Annotated in this window: 21 protein-coding genes and 1 other annotated feature; of the genes, 11 read left to right on the top strand and 10 right to left on the bottom strand. The window is 25.8% G+C overall.

Annotated elements, in window-relative coordinates; translation table 11 throughout:
- Positions 1 to 2: 2 nt before the first annotated feature.
- The 9 genes from HF520_RS05790 (at position 3) to HF520_RS05750 (ending at position 9,962) form a co-directional block, all read left to right on the top strand.
- Entirely contained in the window at positions 3 to 1,940 is a 1,938-nt protein-coding gene (locus HF520_RS05790) for an aconitate hydratase (RefSeq protein ID WP_168573119.1), read from the top strand.
- Positions 1,941 to 1,974: 34 nt separating this feature from the next.
- Positions 1,975 to 2,979: an isocitrate/isopropylmalate dehydrogenase family protein gene (locus HF520_RS05785; RefSeq protein ID WP_168573118.1), complete on the top strand. Its 1,005-nt coding sequence runs from the start codon at positions 1,975 to 1,977 to the stop codon at positions 2,977 to 2,979.
- A 113-nt stretch (positions 2,980 to 3,092) separates the two neighbouring features.
- Positions 3,093 to 3,791, top strand: a complete 699-nt coding sequence (locus HF520_RS05780; RefSeq protein WP_168573117.1) for an MBL fold metallo-hydrolase — start codon at positions 3,093 to 3,095, stop codon at positions 3,789 to 3,791.
- 160 nt (positions 3,792 to 3,951) lie between these two features.
- Positions 3,952 to 5,301 carry a Trk system potassium transporter TrkA gene (trkA, locus tag HF520_RS05775; RefSeq protein WP_168573116.1) on the top strand — a complete coding sequence of 450 codons (1,350 nt, stop codon included), beginning with the start codon at positions 3,952 to 3,954 and terminating at the stop codon, positions 5,299 to 5,301.
- A gap of 13 nt (positions 5,302 to 5,314) precedes the next feature.
- Positions 5,315 to 6,760, top strand: coding sequence for a TrkH family potassium uptake protein (locus HF520_RS05770; RefSeq protein ID WP_168573115.1), 1,446 nt, complete (start codon positions 5,315 to 5,317; stop codon positions 6,758 to 6,760).
- Positions 6,761 to 6,845: 85 nt separating this feature from the next.
- Positions 6,846 to 7,106, top strand: a binding site (T-box leader).
- 135 nt (positions 7,107 to 7,241) lie between these two features.
- Positions 7,242 to 8,030 carry an amino acid ABC transporter substrate-binding protein gene (locus HF520_RS05765; RefSeq protein WP_168573114.1) on the top strand — a complete coding sequence of 263 codons (789 nt, stop codon included), beginning with the start codon at positions 7,242 to 7,244 and terminating at the stop codon, positions 8,028 to 8,030.
- A gap of 28 nt (positions 8,031 to 8,058) precedes the next feature.
- Positions 8,059 to 8,670, top strand: a complete 612-nt coding sequence (locus HF520_RS05760; RefSeq protein ID WP_168573113.1) for an amino acid ABC transporter permease — start codon at positions 8,059 to 8,061, stop codon at positions 8,668 to 8,670.
- A gap of 11 nt (positions 8,671 to 8,681) precedes the next feature.
- A complete protein-coding gene (locus tag HF520_RS05755; protein WP_168573112.1) occupies positions 8,682 to 9,344 on the top strand; it encodes an amino acid ABC transporter ATP-binding protein in 663 nt (220 codons plus the stop codon).
- Between the two features lie 87 nt (positions 9,345 to 9,431).
- Positions 9,432 to 9,962, top strand: a complete 531-nt coding sequence (locus HF520_RS05750; RefSeq protein ID WP_168573111.1) for a hypothetical protein — start codon at positions 9,432 to 9,434, stop codon at positions 9,960 to 9,962.
- Positions 9,963 to 10,213: 251 nt separating this feature from the next.
- On the opposite strand, the gene HF520_RS05745 is transcribed toward HF520_RS05750, so the two are convergent.
- Positions 10,214 to 10,672 carry a DUF4829 domain-containing protein gene (locus HF520_RS05745; protein ID WP_168573110.1) on the bottom strand — a complete coding sequence of 153 codons (459 nt, stop codon included), beginning with the start codon at positions 10,670 to 10,672 and terminating at the stop codon, positions 10,214 to 10,216.
- A gap of 128 nt (positions 10,673 to 10,800) precedes the next feature.
- Between HF520_RS05745 and deoD the strand changes: the two genes are divergently transcribed.
- On the top strand, positions 10,801 to 11,520 hold the full coding sequence (gene deoD / locus HF520_RS05740) for a purine-nucleoside phosphorylase (RefSeq protein ID WP_168573109.1): 720 nt from the start codon (positions 10,801 to 10,803) through the stop codon (positions 11,518 to 11,520).
- A 59-nt stretch (positions 11,521 to 11,579) separates the two neighbouring features.
- On the opposite strand, the gene lexA is transcribed toward deoD, so the two are convergent.
- The 5 genes from lexA to HF520_RS05715 all read right to left on the bottom strand — a co-directional run bounded on the left by lexA (position 11,580) and on the right by HF520_RS05715 (position 16,254).
- Entirely contained in the window at positions 11,580 to 12,218 is a 639-nt protein-coding gene (lexA, locus tag HF520_RS05735; RefSeq protein WP_168573108.1) for a transcriptional repressor LexA, read from the bottom strand.
- Between the two features lie 135 nt (positions 12,219 to 12,353).
- Positions 12,354 to 13,535: a tyrosine-type recombinase/integrase gene (locus tag HF520_RS05730; RefSeq protein WP_207711053.1), complete on the bottom strand. Its 1,182-nt coding sequence runs from the start codon at positions 13,533 to 13,535 to the stop codon at positions 12,354 to 12,356.
- 1,287 nt (positions 13,536 to 14,822) lie between these two features.
- Complete coding sequence (locus tag HF520_RS05725) at positions 14,823 to 15,020, bottom strand: small, acid-soluble spore protein, H family (RefSeq protein ID WP_168573107.1); 198 nt, start codon at positions 15,018 to 15,020, stop codon at positions 14,823 to 14,825.
- Positions 15,021 to 15,175: 155 nt separating this feature from the next.
- Positions 15,176 to 15,436: a stage V sporulation protein S gene (locus HF520_RS05720; protein WP_168573106.1), complete on the bottom strand. Its 261-nt coding sequence runs from the start codon at positions 15,434 to 15,436 to the stop codon at positions 15,176 to 15,178.
- Between the two features lie 179 nt (positions 15,437 to 15,615).
- On the bottom strand, positions 15,616 to 16,254 hold the full coding sequence (locus HF520_RS05715; RefSeq protein WP_168573105.1) for a hypothetical protein: 639 nt from the start codon (positions 16,252 to 16,254) through the stop codon (positions 15,616 to 15,618).
- 230 nt (positions 16,255 to 16,484) lie between these two features.
- Between HF520_RS05715 and HF520_RS05710 the strand changes: the two genes are divergently transcribed.
- Complete coding sequence (locus tag HF520_RS05710) at positions 16,485 to 16,751, top strand: hypothetical protein (protein WP_168573104.1); 267 nt, start codon at positions 16,485 to 16,487, stop codon at positions 16,749 to 16,751.
- 72 nt (positions 16,752 to 16,823) lie between these two features.
- Here HF520_RS05710 and trmB read toward each other — a convergent pair whose 3' ends face one another.
- From trmB to HF520_RS05690, 4 genes are all read right to left on the bottom strand, one after another.
- Positions 16,824 to 17,468, bottom strand: coding sequence for a tRNA (guanosine(46)-N7)-methyltransferase TrmB (trmB, locus tag HF520_RS05705; protein ID WP_168573103.1), 645 nt, complete (start codon positions 17,466 to 17,468; stop codon positions 16,824 to 16,826).
- Between the two features lie 77 nt (positions 17,469 to 17,545).
- A complete protein-coding gene (locus HF520_RS05700; protein WP_168573102.1) occupies positions 17,546 to 17,866 on the bottom strand; it encodes a Fe-S cluster assembly protein HesB in 321 nt (106 codons plus the stop codon).
- A 119-nt stretch (positions 17,867 to 17,985) separates the two neighbouring features.
- Positions 17,986 to 19,050 carry a leucine-rich repeat domain-containing protein gene (locus tag HF520_RS05695; RefSeq protein ID WP_168573101.1) on the bottom strand — a complete coding sequence of 355 codons (1,065 nt, stop codon included), beginning with the start codon at positions 19,048 to 19,050 and terminating at the stop codon, positions 17,986 to 17,988.
- Between the two features lies 1 nt (position 19,051).
- The gene (locus HF520_RS05690) at positions 19,052 to 19,648 is read right to left on the bottom strand and encodes a GNAT family N-acetyltransferase (protein ID WP_168573100.1); all 597 of its coding nucleotides are present in this window, start codon (positions 19,646 to 19,648) and stop codon (positions 19,052 to 19,054) included.
- Between the last annotated feature and the right edge of the window lie 145 nt (positions 19,649 to 19,793).

The following is a 19,793-nucleotide window of genomic DNA, read 5'->3' as shown; positions in this document are numbered from 1 at the left end:
ATATGGGAGATAATTTAGTTTATAAAATATTAAAAAAACATTTAGTTAAAGGAGATTTAAAAAAAGATGAATCTATAGGTATAAAAATAGATCAAACCTTAACTCAAGATTCTACGGGAACAATGGTATATCTACAGCTAGAAGCTATGAATATAGATAAGGTTAAAACAAAAAGAAGTGTTGCATTTATAGACCATAACATGCTTCAACAAGGATTTGAAAATGCAGATGATCACAAATATATTCAAACAGTTGCAGAAAAACATGGAATATATTTTTCTAAACCAGGTAATGGAATATGTCATCAAGTATTTTTAGAAAGATTTTCAACTCCAGGGGATACTCTTTTAGGATCAGATAGCCATACTCCAACATCAGGAGGTGTGGGAATGCTATCAATTGGAGCTGGTGGTCTAGATGTTGCTATAGCAATGGCAGGAGGAGAGTATTATATCAAAATGCCAAAGGTTTGTAAGGTTAACTTATTGGGCAAATTAAAGTATATGGTTTCTGCAAAAGATATTATATTAGAGGTGCTAAGGAAAGTTACTGTGAAAGGTGGAGTTGGAAAAATATTTGAGTATGGAGGAGATGGAGTAAAATATTTGTCAGTACCACAAAGGGCTACTATATCTAATATGGGAGCAGAGTTAGGTGCTACAACATCTATATTTCCAAGTGATGAAAAAACACTAGGGTATTTTAAACAACAAAATAGGGAAAATGATTGGATAGAATTAAAAGCAGATGATAACTGTACTTATGATGAAGAGATAACTATAAATCTTGAAGAATTAGAGCCATTAGTTGCTCTACCACACTCTCCAGATAATGTAAAAAGTATAAAAGACGTTCCAAAGATTAAAGTAGATCAAGTTGCTATAGGTAGTTGTACAAATTCATCTTATGAAGATTTGATGAAGGTTGCAACAATACTTAAAGATAGAAAAGTTCATAAAGATATAAGTTTAGTTATTGCTCCAGGATCTAAACAAGTAATGGAGATGATAGCTAGAAATGGAGCTTTAGGAGATATTATAAGTTCAGGGGCAAGAATATTAGAAGTATCATGTGGACCATGTATAGGTATGGGTCAATCTCCAGGTACAAATTCAGTTTCCCTAAGAACATTCAATAGAAATTTTTACGGAAGAAGTGGAACTTTATCATCTAATATTTACTTAGTTAGTCCTGAAGTTGCTGCAGCTAGTGCAATAAAAGGTGAATTAACAGATCCAAGAGAACTGAATATAGAGTTTAAAAATTTAGAAAATACTAAATTTATAATAGATGATAGTATGATTATTAAACCAATAAAAGATAATGACCATGTAGAAGTAATAAAAGGACCTAATATAAAATCATTTCCAATAAATAAATCATTACAAAATAAAATTAATGGTAAAATACTTCTAAAATGTAATGATAATATAACTACAGACCATATAATGCCATCTAATGCAAAATTATTACCATTTAGAAGTAATATTCCTTATTTATCACAATATTGTTTTAACAGCCTTGATTCAGAATTTCCTAAAAGAGCAAATGAACATAATGGAGGATTTATAATAGGAGGAGAAAACTATGGTCAAGGTTCAAGTCGAGAGCATGCTGCTTTAGTGCCATTATATCTTGGAATAAAGGGTGTTATTGCTAAAAGCTTCGCAAGAATACACAAATCGAATTTAATTAATAGTGGCATAGTTCCAATGAATTTTTTAGATGAAAAAGATTATAACAGTTTAGATTTATTTGATGAAATAGAAATAGAAATAGAAAATATATTAGAAAACTTAAACAACAAAGTTTTAGAGGTTAAAAATATAACTAAAAATACATTGTTTAAGGTATCAGTTGATTTATCTGATATAGACATTGAGATAATCAAAGCTGGTGGAAAATTAAATTATATAAAAAATAAGATAAATTTTAAATAAGGTATTTTACTAAATAAATATTAAGGGGGAAAATATGTACAATATAACATTAATACCAGGTGATGGGATAGGACCAGAAGTGTCTAATGCAATGGTAAAAGTAGTTGAGGCTACTGGAATTAATATAAAATGGGAAGTAGTAAATGCAGGTCTAAATTGTATAGATAAATATGGAACACCTATTCCAAAACATGTAATTAATAGCATCAAGAAAAATAAAATTGCTATTAAAGGACCTCTTACAACACCAGTAGGAAAGGGGTTTAAAAGTGTGAATGTAACACTAAGACAGGAATTAAATTTATATGCAAACTTAAGGCCTATAAAATCATTTAAAGGTATTAAATCGAGATATAATAATATTGATTTGGTGATTGTAAGAGAAAATACAGAAGATTTGTATACTGGAATAGAGCATAAACTAGGAGATTATGGTGCTGAAAGTATAAAAATAATAACTAAAGAAGCTAGTGAAAGAATAGTTAATTTTGCATGTAATTATTTAAAAGATAATAATAGGAATAGACTTACATGTGTCCATAAAGCAAATATAATGAAATTATCAGATGGTCTATTTTTAGATGTTTTTAGGAATTTATGTAAGAAAAATAGCATAAATAACTATGATGATTTGATAGTTGATGCAGCAGCAATGAATTTAGTTTTAAATCCTGAAAAATACGATACACTTGTAATGCCAAATTTATATGGCGATATTTTATCTGACTTATGTGCTGGATTAGTAGGAGGTCTTGGAATTATACCAGGTGCTAATATAGGAGATGAATACGCTATATTTGAAGCTGTTCATGGAAGTGCACCAGATATAGCTGGTAGTGGAAAGGCAAATCCAACTGCGATTATACAATCATCAATAATGATGCTAAGGCATTTAGGGGAATATTCATATGCTAATAAAATAGAAGATTCTTTAAAACAGGTATTTATAAATGGGAATGTGCTTACCGCTGATTTAGGTGGTACTTCAAGTACAGAAGAATTTACTAATGCGATTTGTAGCTATATAAAAAAATCATAGAAATATGATAATAATTTTTATAAAATATAAATTATAAATAAATATTCACTTTGGGTACTAACGACTAAGTAAGTGAAGCTATTTCTATAATATTAATAAAAGGAGTGATTTAATTGAAAATAACATATATTAACCACAGTAGCTTTTCTATTGAGCTAGATGACTGTACATTATTATTTGATTGTTTTGAAGGGGAAATACCAGAATTTGATAAAAATAAAAAACTTTATGTCTTTTCAAGCCATGGTCATCATGACCACTTTAATTCAGTAATATTTGATTTAGAATCTAATTATAAAGATATAAAATACATATTATCTAGTGATATAAAGAACATTATAAATAAAGAAGCTAATAATATAACATATATAGATGTCAATGAGGACATATCTTTAGATAAATTAGAAATAAAAACATTAGAATCTTCAGATATAGGTGTTGCTTTTATAGTTAATGTTGAGGGTAAAACTATATATCATGCAGGTGATTTAAACTGGTGGCATTGGGAAGGTGAAAATTCAGATAAAGAAAATAAAGAAGCTGAATCAATGTTTAAAAAAGAAATTGATAAAATTAAAAATAATCATTTTGATATAGCTTTTGTACCACTAGACCCTAGACAAGGAGAACAATATTACTTAGGGTTTGATACTTTTATGAAAAATACTAATACAAAAATAGTATTCCCTATGCATTGCTGGGGTAAATATTCAATAATAAAAAAACTATTAGAATCAAGTCATTCTAATACATATAAAGATAAGATTATTTGTATAAATCATAAAAATCAAGAATTTTATATTGAAATATAATTATTTAATATTAGTAGTAAAGGGATATGCAATAATACTTGCATATCCCTTTATTATTGATTCTTTAATATAGAATAAAGCAGATTATATTATCATAGTATTATTATAAAGGAGTAAATTAATAAACATTTTAATTATGCTTATAAAGTGGGGGAATAGTATGAATATAGTAATCATCGGAAACGGAAATATTGGAAAAGCTTTAACTAAAAAGTTATCTGAAAAAGACCACAATATAGTTGTGATAGATAATGATTACAATAAGATTCAAAAAATAATAAATAATTATGATGTTAGGGCTATATTTGGAAATGGAGCTGTTTATGAAAATCAAATAAGAGCAGATGTGGGTAAATCAGATTTACTAATTTCAGTAACATCATCTGATGAAGTAAACTTAGTATCATCTATAATTGCTAAAAGCTTAGGATGTTGTAATACAATAGCTAGAGTTAGTAATATAGATTATTCATATCAATCTAAATTCATGAGAGAGCATTTCAACTTAAACCTAATTATAAATCCAGAAAAGTTAGTTGCTGAAGAAATTATGAAAATTATTAGATATCCATCCTGGCTTAAAATTCAACATTTAAAGAAATTAGAAGTAAGTCTATTAAATATAGAACTTGAATATAATAATAAATTGATAAATTATCATATCGGTGAAATAAATAAAATATTTAAAACAAATGTTAAAATATGCATTTTAGATAAGAATAACGATATAATAATTCCACCCTTAGATTATATGTTAAAAGAAAATGATAAAATTATCGTAATTGGCTTAGATAAAGATATTAAAAATTTTTTACACAATATAAGAGTTTTAGAAAATGATATTAAATCTGTAATGATTGTTGGCCATAGAAAAGAAGGGATTTACTTAGCCAATTTATTAACAAATCTTGGTATAAAAGTAAAAATTCTAGAAAAAGACATTAATAAATGTAAAGAAATAACTTATCTAGCTCCAAAAGCTAGAGTTATTAATGAAGATGGTACTAGTCAAGAGATCTTATTAGAAGAAGGTATAAATAATACAGATGTATTTATCTCAATGACAGATTTAGATGAAAAAAATATTATAACTTCTATGTATGTTAGTAATTTAAATGTTCCTAAAGTAATAACTTTAGTTAATAACATATCAATAAAAAACTTATTAAATTTTAGTAATCTAAATAATTTTATCTCTCCGAAAGATATTATTTCAAAAGAAATTGTTGAATATGTAGAAAAAGATAATGTAAATTTCAAAGAATTTTTATCTAATAGTTTACATAATAAAATTAAAGTTTCGGAAATTAATATTTCTAAAAAAGATAATATTGTAGGAAGAACATTAAAAAAATTATACAATAAGCCAGAAGTATTGATATTAGCTATTATTAGAAATGATTCTATCATAATTCCTACAGAAGATGAATATATAAAAATAAATGATAAAATAGTTTTTTTAACAACAAATAATAGAAACTTAAGAAAAATTGATAGTTTGTTCTTTTAGGAGGAAGAAACAAATGAATATAAAATTAATATTAAAAACAACAGGAAAAATAATATTATTTGAGGCATTATTATTGTGTTTGCCTCTAATGGTGTCTTTGTTTTATAAAGATGGTTCTTATATCTATTTTATAAAATCTATAATAATTACAGCTTGTGTAGGAATTTTATTATTCTTAATACCAAGCAAAGAACATCGAATCTATGCAAAGGAAGGCTTCATTATAGTGTCGTTATCCTGGATAATAGTGTCTATATTAGGAGCTTTTCCTTTTTATTTAAGTGGTGAAATACCAAGATTTATTGATGCGCTTTTTGAAACAGTATCAGGATTTACAACGACTGGATCAACCATTTTAACAGATGTGGAAAATTTAAGTCGTGGAATACTATTTTGGAGAAGCTTTACCCATTGGATTGGGGGAATAGGAATATTAGTGTTTTTATTATCATTTCTACCTCAATCTAATGGACAAGATATATATTTAATGAGAGCAGAAGTACCCGGTCCTATATTAACAAAGTTCGTATCTAAAGTTAAGATGAATGCTAGAATATTATGCTTAATTTACTTTACCTTAAGTTTATTTCAAGTTGGATTTTTATTGCTAGGAAATATGCCTTTATTTGATAGTATACTAATAACATTTTCTACTGCGGGTACAGGTGGATATTCATTAACTAATGCAAGTATAGCAGCTTATAATAGTGCATATATAGATTATGTAGTTGGTATTTTTATGATTATATTCGGAGTTAACTTTAACTTGTATTATTTATTCTATTTAGGTAGTTTTAAAGAGGCTTTAAAGAGTGAAGAATTAAAATGTTATTTAGGTATTATAACATTCTTCACAATTATAATTACTCTTAATATAATTCCTACATATATGGATATAGGCTTAGCGTTTAGAGATGCTTTTTTCCAAGTAAGTTCAATTATAACAACTACTGGATTTATTACTGCAGACTACAACTTATGGCCAAAACTATCTCAAATTCTTATTGTTTTATTAATGTTAACTGGAGCTTGTGCAGGTTCAACAGGCGGTGGTATTAAGGTATATAGAGTACTAACTCTTTTTAAGTCTTCAATTAATAATTTAAAACGAATATTTTATCCTCACTCTATTAACTCTATAAAAGTTGATGATGAATATGTAGATAGAGATACAATTGATGGAATACAGACATACTTTTTTATTTATGTAATAATACTAATTGCATCTATTATACTATTGTCACTTGATTCTTTAGATCTTGTAAGTATGTTTACATCTGTTGTCACATGTTTAGGAAATGTAGGTCCAGGACTTGGGGAAATTGTAGGGCCTGTTGGAAATTTTTCCTCATTATCAGATATATCTAAACTTACTTTAATTTTTGATATGTTGGCAGGAAGGTTAGAATTATTTCCATTAATTTTATTAATAGTATCATTTAAGTCTTATAAATCATAGAATAATAATAAAATAATAATAATAAAAATAGTTGACATTTTAAAAATAATGACTTAATATTTAAACATAAATTAAATAAGTTATTTTAAATGCTGTGATAAGAAATAGTAAATATATATATCTTTTTCAGAGAGTTTCCGCTAGGTGAAAGGAAATATTGATAATATATTGAACACATCTTTGAGCAATACACCGAAAAATAATTTTAGTAGGCTGTATCGGATTCCTTGCACCCGTTATCGTGCTAGAGTATTAGCAAATTTAACTTGCAGTACTTGATGAGGTTAATGTCGCGAGGCATTAATAAAAATAGGTGGAACCACGTGAGTTAACTCCCGTCCTATGGCTTTAGGCTATAGACGGGAGTTTTTTAATATATAAATAATTTTAAGGGCCCAAAATTATTAAATATTAAATTACTAAGCATACAGATGTAAAATTAATATTCGGAATTTTCAAATAATAAAAGGAGATTAAAATTATGAAAATAAATAAATTAAAAAAATTTACTTTAGTATTAACAACTATATTGTGTATAAATGGTTTAGTAGGATGTTCTAATACATCAGATAAATTAGATGAATCTAAAGAAGAGATAGTAATAGGATATGATAATACCTTTGTTCCTATGGGATTTTTAGATGAAAATGGAGAAACATCAGGTTTTGATGTTGAGATAGCAAAAGAAGTTGGTAAAAGATTAAATATGAATATTAAGTTCCAATCTATTGATTGGTCTATGAAAGAAGCTGAACTTAACTCTGGCAATATTGATGCAATATGGAATGGATATACATTAACAGAAGAAAGAAGATTAAATACATCATATACAGATCCTTATTTAGATAATAAGCAAATAATAGTAACTCTAAAAGATTCCAATATAAATACTAAATCAGATTTATCAGGAAAATCAGTTGGTACTCAATCAGACTCATCTGGTATGGAAGCAATTTTGAAAGATACTTCATTTGTTGAAACTATTAAAAATAAAGAACCTATTTTATATGATACTTTTGATAAAGCTTTTAGAGATTTAGAAATAGGGAGAATTGATGCTTTAGTGGCTGATGAGGTTCTTGCTAGATACTATATAAGTCAAAAAGATGAGGATATATATAATATACTTGAAGAAGATTTTGGCAAAGAAGCCTTTGTAGTTGGATTTAGAAAAGATAATACAAAGTTAAGAGATAAAGTAAATTCTGCGTTAAATGAAATGAAAAATGATGGTACATTTGATGAAATATATTCTAAGTGGTTTAAATAGAAAATAAGAGTTTGTAAGGAGGAATATCATGATAAATGGTTTAGGAATAGTTTTATCGTTTTTTATAATAACATTAGCTTTATCAATACCATTTGGTTTTTTAATTGCTATTTTAAGAAGATCCAAAATAAAATTAATACAATATATATCTAAATTCTATATTTTGGTTATGAGAGGGACACCATTACTTTTACAGTTAATCGTAATATTTTATGGATTACCCTTACTAGGAATTACATTTGATAGATTTACATCAGGTATAATTGCCTTCTTTTTAAATTACGCAGCATACTTCGCTGAAATATTTAGAGGTGGAATTGATTCTATAGATAAAGGTCAAAGAGAAGCTGCTTTAGTTTTAGGATTTGATAAAATAACTATGTATAAAAGAATTATACTTCCTCAAGTAATAAAAAGAATATTAGCTCCAATGTCAAATGAAGTAATTACTTTAATAAAGGATACATCTTTAGTATATATTTTAGGGCTGAATGATATTTTAAGATTAGCTCAAATTCAGTCAATAAGAGAAGTAAGTCTATTTCCTTTAATAGAAGTTGGTATTATCTATTTAATATTAGTTAGTATAATTACTCAAGGATTTAAAATCTTAGAAAATAAGTATTCTTATTATAGATAGGAGGAAGGCAAATGCTAGTTATAAAAAAATTAAATAAATCTTTTAAAAATAACCACGTATTAAAAAATATATCTTTTAATTTAGAAAAAGGTGAAATAGGTGTTATACTTGGTAAATCTGGAGCAGGGAAAACAACATTAATTAGATGTTTAAATGGACTAGAGCAGTTTGATTCTGGGGAGATAGTAATAGATAATGAAGTTTTAAATAACAGTAATGATATACAAAGTAAAAAGGGGAGAATAGGAATGGTATTTCAAAATTTCAATCTATTTCCTCATATGACAGTATTACAAAATATTATAGAGGCACCTATAAGTATTTTTAAAATACCTAATGATGAAGCTATAAAAAAAGCAAATGAGCTGCTTACATTAGTTGATTTAGATAATAAAGGAAACTTTTATCCATTTCAATTATCAGGAGGTCAGCAGCAAAGAGTAGCAATAGCTAGAGCCTGTGCATTAATGCCAAAGGTTCTGTGCTTTGATGAACCTACGTCAGCATTAGATAAAGAAACTACTCAAAATATAATAAAAATAATGAAAAAACTAAAAAATCAAGGTATGACAATTTTAATAATTACTCATGATATAGATTTTGCAAAAGAAGTTGTTGATAAAGTTATAAATATAAACAATGGTATTATTGAATCTACTGAACAAGTATGCTGACTATTAAATAGTAAAATAAGTAATTTAAATAATTTTTTCGATGTGTTAAAATAGATTATAAAAATTAAGTATTTAAGTGAGGTTTTTATGCAAAATAAATTTATAACTAAAGAAAAAATATTTATTCAACCTACAAACTTTTCAGATATTTTAATAAATGCTAATGGATATGAAGATTTTCATCAATTAGTTTTAGACAATAATATAGAATACAGTGATGCAAAATCATATGATCTTTGTCCAAGTGGATTTATTGATTTTAATCAGCATTTATATGAGGATATAAATCATATGAATTCAATTAGTTCTGGATTATTTATAGAGAAATCTTTAATTACATTTAGAATTTTTATATGGACATCAAGAGGAGAAGGTTTTGAGATATTTAAACATGTCTTAAGAGGAAATGAAATAAAAAATCTTAAGAGTTTAGAAGAGGTTAAAGATTATATCTTTAAGCATATATCTGAGTTAGAGGATGGAATAATTAGTACTTATGGAAAAGATATAGTAGGAAGCTTTGAAGATTTTGGAAAAGGAATTGAAGCAAAAAGACTTCCACTAGCTAATATACTTAAGTATTTAACAATTGATAATAATATTAGCGATTTAAAATAAAATATGATGATTTAAAGAGAAAAGAACAAATGTTCTTTGAAACTAAAAGTAACATTTTTTTATAAAGATTCATATTATTTATCAAGGTAATAAAAATAAAGAAATACTTCCCTATAGTATTTTTTATAGACAGAGTTATCTTATTTTATCATAGATAAAAGCATATTTTCAGTGAATATAGGCTGAGTATAATATTATCTTATAAATATAAAGTAGTCATTATACATTGTATATGACTACTTTATTTTATTTTAGCTATCACATACATCTAATAACCACTCATTTGAGTTATTTTCTTTAATTAAAAAACACCATGTCTCATACTTTCCATCTTTATATATATTTTGTGATTGATTATTATAGGTTGCGTTGTATATAACCTTATAGACTTTAACTTCATGAATATCATCTAAATTTTTATTAGACCTATAGTATAAATTTAAAATACTAGAATTATTATCTTCTTTTACGCTTAATATGTTAATTTCATCTAGAGAAGATAGTTGAAGCTCAATTTTGCTTAATTCATCTTGGTTATATAATAAATTTGATATGCTATTTAGATCCTTTTGATTTTTAAAATTATAATAATTATATATAATTTTTGTAGGATTATTAGAATAAGATTGTGTTTTAACGGTGACTATAAATGTAAATAGCAACATGGGAATAAGAATAAGAATAGCAAGCCACTGATAATTCTTAGACAAGATAACACCCCCGTATAATATTTAAAATAACATTATACTAAATATATACTTATTTTTATAATTATAGTATACTATACAATGCAATAATTTTGATTATTGATTTTAATTAATTTTAGGAGGTATATTTAATGAGTAAATCACCAGTTCCAACACCACATAATAATGCGAAGGTTGGAGATATAGCAGAAACTGTTTTATTACCAGGAGATCCTCTTAGAGCAAAGTTTATAGCAGAAACTTTCTTAGAAGATGTAGTTCAATACAATACAGTTAGAGGTATGTTTGGATATACAGGTTATTATAAAGGTAAGAAAATATCAGTTCAAGGAAGTGGAATGGGTATTCCATCTATAGGAATATACTCATATGAATTAATACATTTTTATGGAGTTAAAAATTTAATTAGAGTAGGCTCAGCAGGAGCAATTAATGAGAAGCTAAAAGTACATGATGTTGTTATAGGAATGGGAGCTTGTACAAATTCTAATTATGCAGATCAGTATGGATTGCCAGGAACATATGCGCCAATAGCTAGTTATGAATTACTACAAAAAGCTGTAGATGTTGCTAAAGAAAAGGGAACAGAAGTTACAGTTGGAAATATATTATCATCAGATACGTTTTATAATGATGGAGGATTAGAACCTCTACGTAAATGGCAAAAAATGGGCGTACTTTGTGTTGAAATGGAAGCAGCAGCATTATATATGAATGCATCAAGAGCAGGTGTAAATGCATTAACTATATTAACAATATCAGACTGTCCATTTACTGGAGAAGAAACAACGTCTCATGAAAGACAAGTTGCTTTTACTAAAATGATGGAAATTGCTTTAGAATTAGCATAAATATAAATAATTTAATTACATAAAAAAAGATATGATTAATTTTAATCATATCTTTTTTATTAGCTTATAGTTCTAAATACACCTGTAACAACTCCAATAATTTCAACGGAGCTAGAATCTAATATTATCGGTTCCATAAATTCATTTTCAGGTTGTAATCTTACAAAGCCACCTTCTTTAAAGAATCTTTTAACAGTAGAAGTTTCTCCATTTATTAGTGCTACAACAATTTGGGAGTTCGATGCTATATTTTTCTTATCTACAATAATATAGTCATTATCTAATATCCCTGCATTAATCATACTTTCTCCCTTTACCCTTAAAACAAAATTGTCGCTTCCTTTAAGTAAGTTAGCAGGAAGAGGTATATATTCTTCAATATTTTCTTGAGCTAATATTGGTTCACCTGCTGTAATTTGACCAACAAGAGGAAGGTTTATAATCTCTTGATTTAACCCTGATACATTACCATAAGAAGAACTTCCATCTAAAACTTCTATTGCTCTAGGCTTAGTAGGGTCTCTTCTAATATATCCTAATTTTTCTAACTTATTTAAATAACCGTGTACAGTTGATGTAGATTTTATATTTACAGCAGTACATATTTCTCTTACAGAAGGTGGATAACCTTTAGTCATAAGTTGTTCTTTTATAAACTCTAGTACCAAGACCTGTTTTTCACTTAAATCTAAATACATTATATCAACTCCTTTCTATTATATGTAAATTATATTAAAAAACTAAATTTCCAAAATAATTAATGTCTATAATTATATTTTAACATAATAAGTATATTTACACAAACGTTTGTTCTAAATTGTCAAAATTATATTTTATAAATCTAAATTATCACTTATTTCAGACTCAATTTCTTTTATATCTTCATATTTATCATCATTTACCCATTCGAAATTATTTACAATATCACGCTTTACATTCTTTTTATGTGCAGCATAAAGCTGTGTAGTAGTTACATTGTCATGATCTAATAAATTCTGTACATCATAAATTGAAAATCCAGTTTGAATTAATGAAGTCGCAGCAGTTGCTCTTAACTTATGAGGGCTATATCCATTACTTCTTGATGTATCCATAGATATTGACGTATATTTCTTTACTAGTTGCCTTATTGCCTTTGGAGTTAATCTTTTTTTCTGTAGAGATAAAAATAAAGCATCCTTTGTATCTTCTGGTAAAGATTCACTTTCAGGCCTTTCATTATATATATAATCCTTTACTACAGTCTCACAAGTATGGTTTATAGGCATTAAAACTTCTTTACCACGTTTTCTATATATTTTAAATTCGCCTCTTGAAAAATTAAAAGAGGAAATATTTAATTCTCTTAACTCATTTAATCTTAGACCATAAGTTACAAAAAGAGCTAATATAGCTTTATCACGAAGCTTTGTTTTTTTCCAATATACTTTTTCTTTTTCAGTAAGACCCTCACCATTTTCAACAGAATCTAGCATCCTAGCAACCTCATCGATTTCAAGTCTTTTTATAGCATCTGGCTGAGGTTTAGGAAGCTTAATTGGATTAAAACCATCTGTAATGTTATTGTCAATTTGTTCATTTCTATAAAGGAACTTAAATAGAGTAGAGATAGATGATTTTTTTCTAGCTAGAGCCCTATTATTATTTTCATAAATTAATGTATTTTTCTCTGTATGCTTATAGTATCTACTACAGTAATCACCTAAGAATAAGTTAACATCACGCGACTTTATATTATTAAATTCTTCTAATGTAATCTCACTTGTATTTTGTGCACTTGTAAGTTCTTGCATTTCTACAAGATAATTGCAAAAGAAGTGAATATCTTCTAAATAAGCATACCTAGTTGATACAGCTACAGATCCTTTAAGATATATAAAGTAGTCTTTCATAAACTTAGGCAATTTACTTTCAACCTTTATGCATTTTTCCATGATATCATTATCTCGGAATACTATGTTATCTGGTTTATCTGATTTATTATTAATTTTTAAAATTTTATTATCACTCAAAATAAATCCTCCCGATTTTAAATATAAGGTATTTTAATAATATTAAAATATCATAATAAATTTTTTCTTTCAACTTATTAGGTTTAAATAAAAGTATAGGGTATAGACTTTAAAGTATTATTATTTAGGGGATTGTTTATGCAAATAACGTAAATAAAGAAGTTAATGAAGCTTAAATAATATATGAATAACTATATATACAAAAATGGATTTAAATGGTATTAGGAGCGTTTTTGTTTAGGTTTATATAAATAAGTATTATAAAAAAGGATATAAGGTTTAAAATCTAAATAAATATCTCAAATAAGTGCTTATAAGAATTGAGATTTTATTTAGATATAATTAAAGAATTTCACTGAAACGAAATAAAAGTTATAAATAAAAAAATAAAATTATAAAAACAAAAAGAGAATAGTAAAAAAATAGATTTGGTTTATATTATAAAAATTGTAAAAAAATCAAATATATATAGGTATATAGTATATATATTTAATTACATATATAACTATTCCCTAAATATACATTTAGAGACTAGTTATATATTGGAAGTTATACCACTCTTCGTATACTTAAATATATGATATTGATGTAAATTATAAATTAATAAAAATATTAAATTATTAATTTATATCATATGCACACATACTAATATTATTTATGCTAAAGCATATTCAAAGCTGAAATTAATAAATTAATATGATCACATATATAATATCCTTAGATCTAACTTGAATAATAATAAAAGCCATAGATATAAAACGCTAATTGTTTAGTATCTTATATCTATGGCTTTTGTAAAATATCTATTATTATTAATTATTATTTTTATCATTTAATAATAAGCTTCTTTGAGTGTCTGACTTGTTTTTATCATAATCCGAATTTAACACTTTGTCTAGATACTCCAAACATATCTGCTAATATGCCTTCTATAGAATTTATTGGTAAATCTATTTCTTTTAATGTATTAAACTTTTCTTCTATTGTTTTTCTATTTCTGCTGCAAATTGATTTACTTGTCTCTCTATTGGGTTATTAGTGTTATATCCATCTCTTCTTTCTAGATACATAAACTGATTTGTATCAGTATTATCTAAATGACCTAGATAGTAATGAGATCTATACTACTTCTCTACTAACCTACTTCTTTATTGTAATTTAGAGCATAAAAAAAAGATTATTATGTGTGCTTTTAATAATAATCTCTTTTTATATTTTATATAATATTGTTATAATGAATTAAGCTTCTGTAAATTATGTTACTTTAATTCGTTACAACAATATAGATAGTTAATATGTAACTTCATTTAATTGTTTTAAATCTACTTCATATTTGCAACTTCCATCCATAGATTCAACATAGGCAGTACCTATGTTATTATCAACACTTAGTAGATTAACTTGGTTTTCTTTATAAAAAATTTTACTTTTACGATTGGCATTTGAATCCTTAGAATTTATAATTTCCATTGCTCTTCTTAATTGCATATAGATCTCCTAATTAGCATTGATTTATTCTATATATTATAATTGCCACTAGAGTATAATTTATACATATAAACATTTACGATGATTTAATAATTTAGACAAATGAAAAAACAACAGGTTAATATTCCTGTTGCTTTTATCTGATATCCTAATGGCTATCTAGGTTCAATTATTAATTTTATTGCTGTTTTTTGCTCACCTTCTATTTCTATGTCCGTGAATGCTGGAATGCAAACTAAATCCATGCCACTAGGTGCTACAAAACCTCTAGCGATTGCTACTGATTTTATAGCCTGATTTAAAGCTCCAGCTCCAATAGCTTGTATTTCTGCATTACCTTTTTCCCTTAGTACCCCTGCTAGAGCTCCTGCTACAGAATTAGGATTAGATTTTGATGAAACTTTTAATACTTCCATTTCAATATCCCCCTCTTGGATTGGTTAAAATATCTACAGTACTAAAACATTCTTGCTTTAAGGTATACTTCTATATTAATAAATAAAAACCTTTATTTTTTTCCAAACATCTTCTAAATTCTATATAAAGTTTATATTTTATCTAAAAAAATAATATTATAATATATCCGACATTATTTCTATTTTTTTAGCTCTTGTATTTCATCAAAAGTAAGCCCAGTTAGTTCCATAATAAATTCAAGATCTGAGTTTTTATCTAGTAATTCTAAAGCCATTATTTTTCTTGTTTCTAAATATTTTATATTTTTTTGTGGGGAATTGATAGATTTACCTTCTAAAGCTAAAATATTATCTGAATCAAGTGATGTGTTGATATATTCTTTAGTACAGAACATTTGTTCTGTTTCGTTGTAATCTTCTATCTCAGGATTAGGTTTATATTGTCCGTTTACTTTAATCATAGGTTTATATAAGTAGAATAATATAAAAATTGCAGGTATAAAGAAGTAAAACTTAGCACCTAATATCCCAACTATTACAGTAATTATAGAAATTACTTTATTAATACTACTTATATGAATATTACATATACTTACATCCATAGAAAAGCCTTTAATTATTCCTAAAAATAATGTTATTAGACATAATGGCAATAAACAATAACTAGATATAACTCCTCCAAAATTAAGATGATCAAAATTTTGATTTATATTACCATATACAAACATCCATCCATTTAAATATGAATATATGCAAACGAATACACCTATTATACCTCCTATGGCCTGCGTGTACCATTCTAAGAATTGAGACTTCATCTTTATCCTCCTCTAATAAATATGTATATAGAATAATATGATTTATATTTAATAAATATATCTAATTATATTTAATGCTAAAGTTACTATTTATATTTCCTTAAAAAAATATTATAATTTATATACTTAAAAAGAATATATATTTAAGTTATAATGTATCTTAATGCACATTATATTTATACTTATATGTAAATAATAAATAGAATAATATAGTAAGGGGCGTATTTATTATGTTAGATACAACAGAGTTTATTCTTAAAATTGCTTTTATCGTTTTAACTATTGTATGGATAGGTAAAATAATGATACTTAGAACAGATAAGCAAATTGTAATTAATCCATTATTAATAGCTATATCTGCTATACTTGTAGTTTTACCAGAATCTATAGAGTCATCAATAACTATACAGGAAATTAAAATATTCCTTTATTCGCTTTATTGTATAATTGTGATTTTAGGTGTTTACTCAACAAGGAAAAAAAATAACTTTTTATAAAATAGAAAAGCTGATTATAAATAATACTATAATCAGCTTTTCTATTTAATTTAAGCTTCTATTATATATTTTTTAATCTCTTTTTGAAGCTTCACATCTATATATTTTCATGCCTTGTGACATAAATTTATCTTCATATTCTGTAGTTACATTTTCTATATCATTGTTTTTAGCTAAATCTAATGATATATTCTTTAACAACCAATTATTTGAAGCTATTTCGTTTAAACTAAATTCAAATAAGTCTTGGTTATCAGTCTTAAAGTGAATTTCTCCATTTTGATTTAATATTTCTTTATATTTATTAAGGAAGTTTTTATGTGTTAATCTTCTTTTTGACCATCTTTTCTTAGGCCAAGGATCACAAAAATTAACATATACTCTATCTATTTCACCTTCACCGAAATAGTCTAGTATATTATTTACGTTTCCCCATACAAATAAGATATTGTTAAGATTAGCATCATTAGCTTTTTCTACTGCCTTTAAAAGAACTTCTTCTTTAATTTCCATAGCTATATAATTTATATCTGGATTTTGTTTAGCTAATGTTGTTATAAATTTACCTCTACCTGTACCAAACTCTACATGTATAGGATTTTGATTATTAAATTTTAAATTCCAATTATTTTTTAATTTTTCAATATCATCTTTTATTACATAATCTGTATAGCTTATTAATTTTTCATCAGATCCTTTTTTCTTTCTTCTTCTCACAGTAATTCTCCTTAGTTGAAATAATAGTAATATAAATAATTATAGAGTATTAGCATAGCCAATACTCTATTTTATAATTAACAGCTGCAACCACCGCCACAACCGCTGCAACCGCCACCTTCAGGCATGTTTTCAACAACGATTCTAAATCCATATCCAGTATCTTCTATTGTAACATCTCCGTATTGTGCATATTCTGCTTGATCCATTATAAAATGTAATCCATCATAGTCATAAGTTACATCAGAACTATTTTGCTCATCTAAAGCTAAACCAAAAGATGGACCACTGCATCCAAAACCTGCAAAGTATATTCTTATGTTAGTTGGTTTATCTTGGTTTTCGCTTACTATTTTGTTTAGTGTATCAATTGCTGTTTGTGGTAAAGTAACCTTCATAAAATCATTTCCTCTCTATATTTGTTTAGAATATATATATTATATACTATTATGATAAAGAATCAAATATTTTAAATTAAATTAGATATACTTAGATTCTTTTAAAATTAATCTATATACTACTTTGGAGAAATAAAAGCATCTATATTTATAGATTTCTTCTCTTTTAAGTTTATTACATATAAACTAGGAGTTATATATTCATAATCATTTAAAAATGGAAATAATAGAGTATATCTATCTTCTTTTAAATTATTAAATCTATATCTTCCCTGTAAGTCAGTAGTACTATAATATTTATTACCCTCAGAATCTATAATTGTAACAATTTTATTTTTTATATTATCATTGTTATCAAAACAAATTTTGCCAGATATTGAATATAAATTAGTTTCTTCACATTCTAAATTGAAAGAAGATGGCGTTGAATTTAATATTAGTGGTTGAATTAAAACACCACTCAAGACTACTGATTTAGAAAATAGAACTTCGTGATAAAAATCTGCTTTTATTACGCAATTAGAACATATGTTCCTTATTTTAACTTCTGAGATTGAATATAAAAATGAAGGCCTTTTGTCTGTGTAGAATTCTTCATAGTCACCTGTAACTTGTACATTATCATATAATATTGAATTATCGTCATCCAGTGGCATTTCCAGGTTAAATATATAACTATCACCTATGTCAACAGATATTGGATTTAAATAAATAAATTGATCGCTGGCTATAATTTTTATGGCTTTATTAGATAATTTATTTACAAAAGAAAAATCTTGTACACGGTTGTTTGATATATTCATTAGGTTTAAATTTTTTAAATCTGATAAGTTAGGAATATTACATATATTATTAGAATCTAAGCTTAAAGATCTAAGCTTTGTTAATTTTTTTAAAAAAGATAAATCTTCTATTCTATTTTCGTTTAATTCTAAGTTTTGTAATTTTATTAGTTCACTTAGCATATTAGCATCTTTTATATTATTATTATTTAATACCAAGCTAGTTAAATTCTTTGCATATTCTATACCAGAAAGACTTTTTATGTTTTGATCAGATAAATTTATTTCTCTTAATGTAACTAAAAATTCTTTAGTTATTTCATCTTCTGTCTTATTAAATCTTTTAGCTAAACACGATTTTAAGTGTCTATCAATCCAATTATTGCAATTTGTTTTAGTCAAATTAATCATTCCTTTTATATTTTTTATTAAATCTTTTAAAGTAATCTGATTTAGAAATTTCATACCTATGGCAAGTTACAAAGTTTGAATTAGAAGAATGAAGCTTTTTCTTAAATATACCTAAGTATATAAAACCTAGTTTCTCTAAAGGTTTTCTAGAATAATTATTTTTCTCAAATGTTATTGCTATAATTTTTTGTAAGTTTAATTCTTCAAAACCGTACTTTAATAATGCTGAAGCTAACTCTGTCGATAAATCCTTTCCCCAATATTTAGGATTTATACAAATACCTATTTCCCCTTCTAATGAAGAACTTTTGATATTGTTAAACCCAACATTTCCGATAGTTTTATTATCAAGTTTGTATACTATTGCAAAATGTCCGACTTTTCCTTGTTCATAATTTTTTAGAAAAAAAGTTTTTATAAACCTTTTTGTTTCTTCTATATTTTTATGTTTTTTTATTGGTAGAAATCTCACTACTATATCTTGACTATAATACTCAAACATATCACGAGCATCATTTAATGTAGCGGGCCTTAAGATGCATCTTGGAGTATTTAAAACCTTCATCTGAGGATAACTATTATTGCTCATGTTAAGCCTCCTTTGGACAGTATTATATATATAGATTATGATATTAAGAACATATACGTTCATGAAAACATAAAATATATACTTTTATGCCATTTTTAAAAAATGTAGTATTTTCAAAGGATTTATCTTGTTTTATTATTTTTAT

Origin of the sequence: Romboutsia sp. CE17, assembly GCF_012317385.1 — a bacterium.
Classification (GTDB): domain Bacteria; phylum Bacillota; class Clostridia; order Peptostreptococcales; family Peptostreptococcaceae; genus Romboutsia_E.
This window is presented reverse-complemented; position numbering and strand designations above follow the sequence as displayed.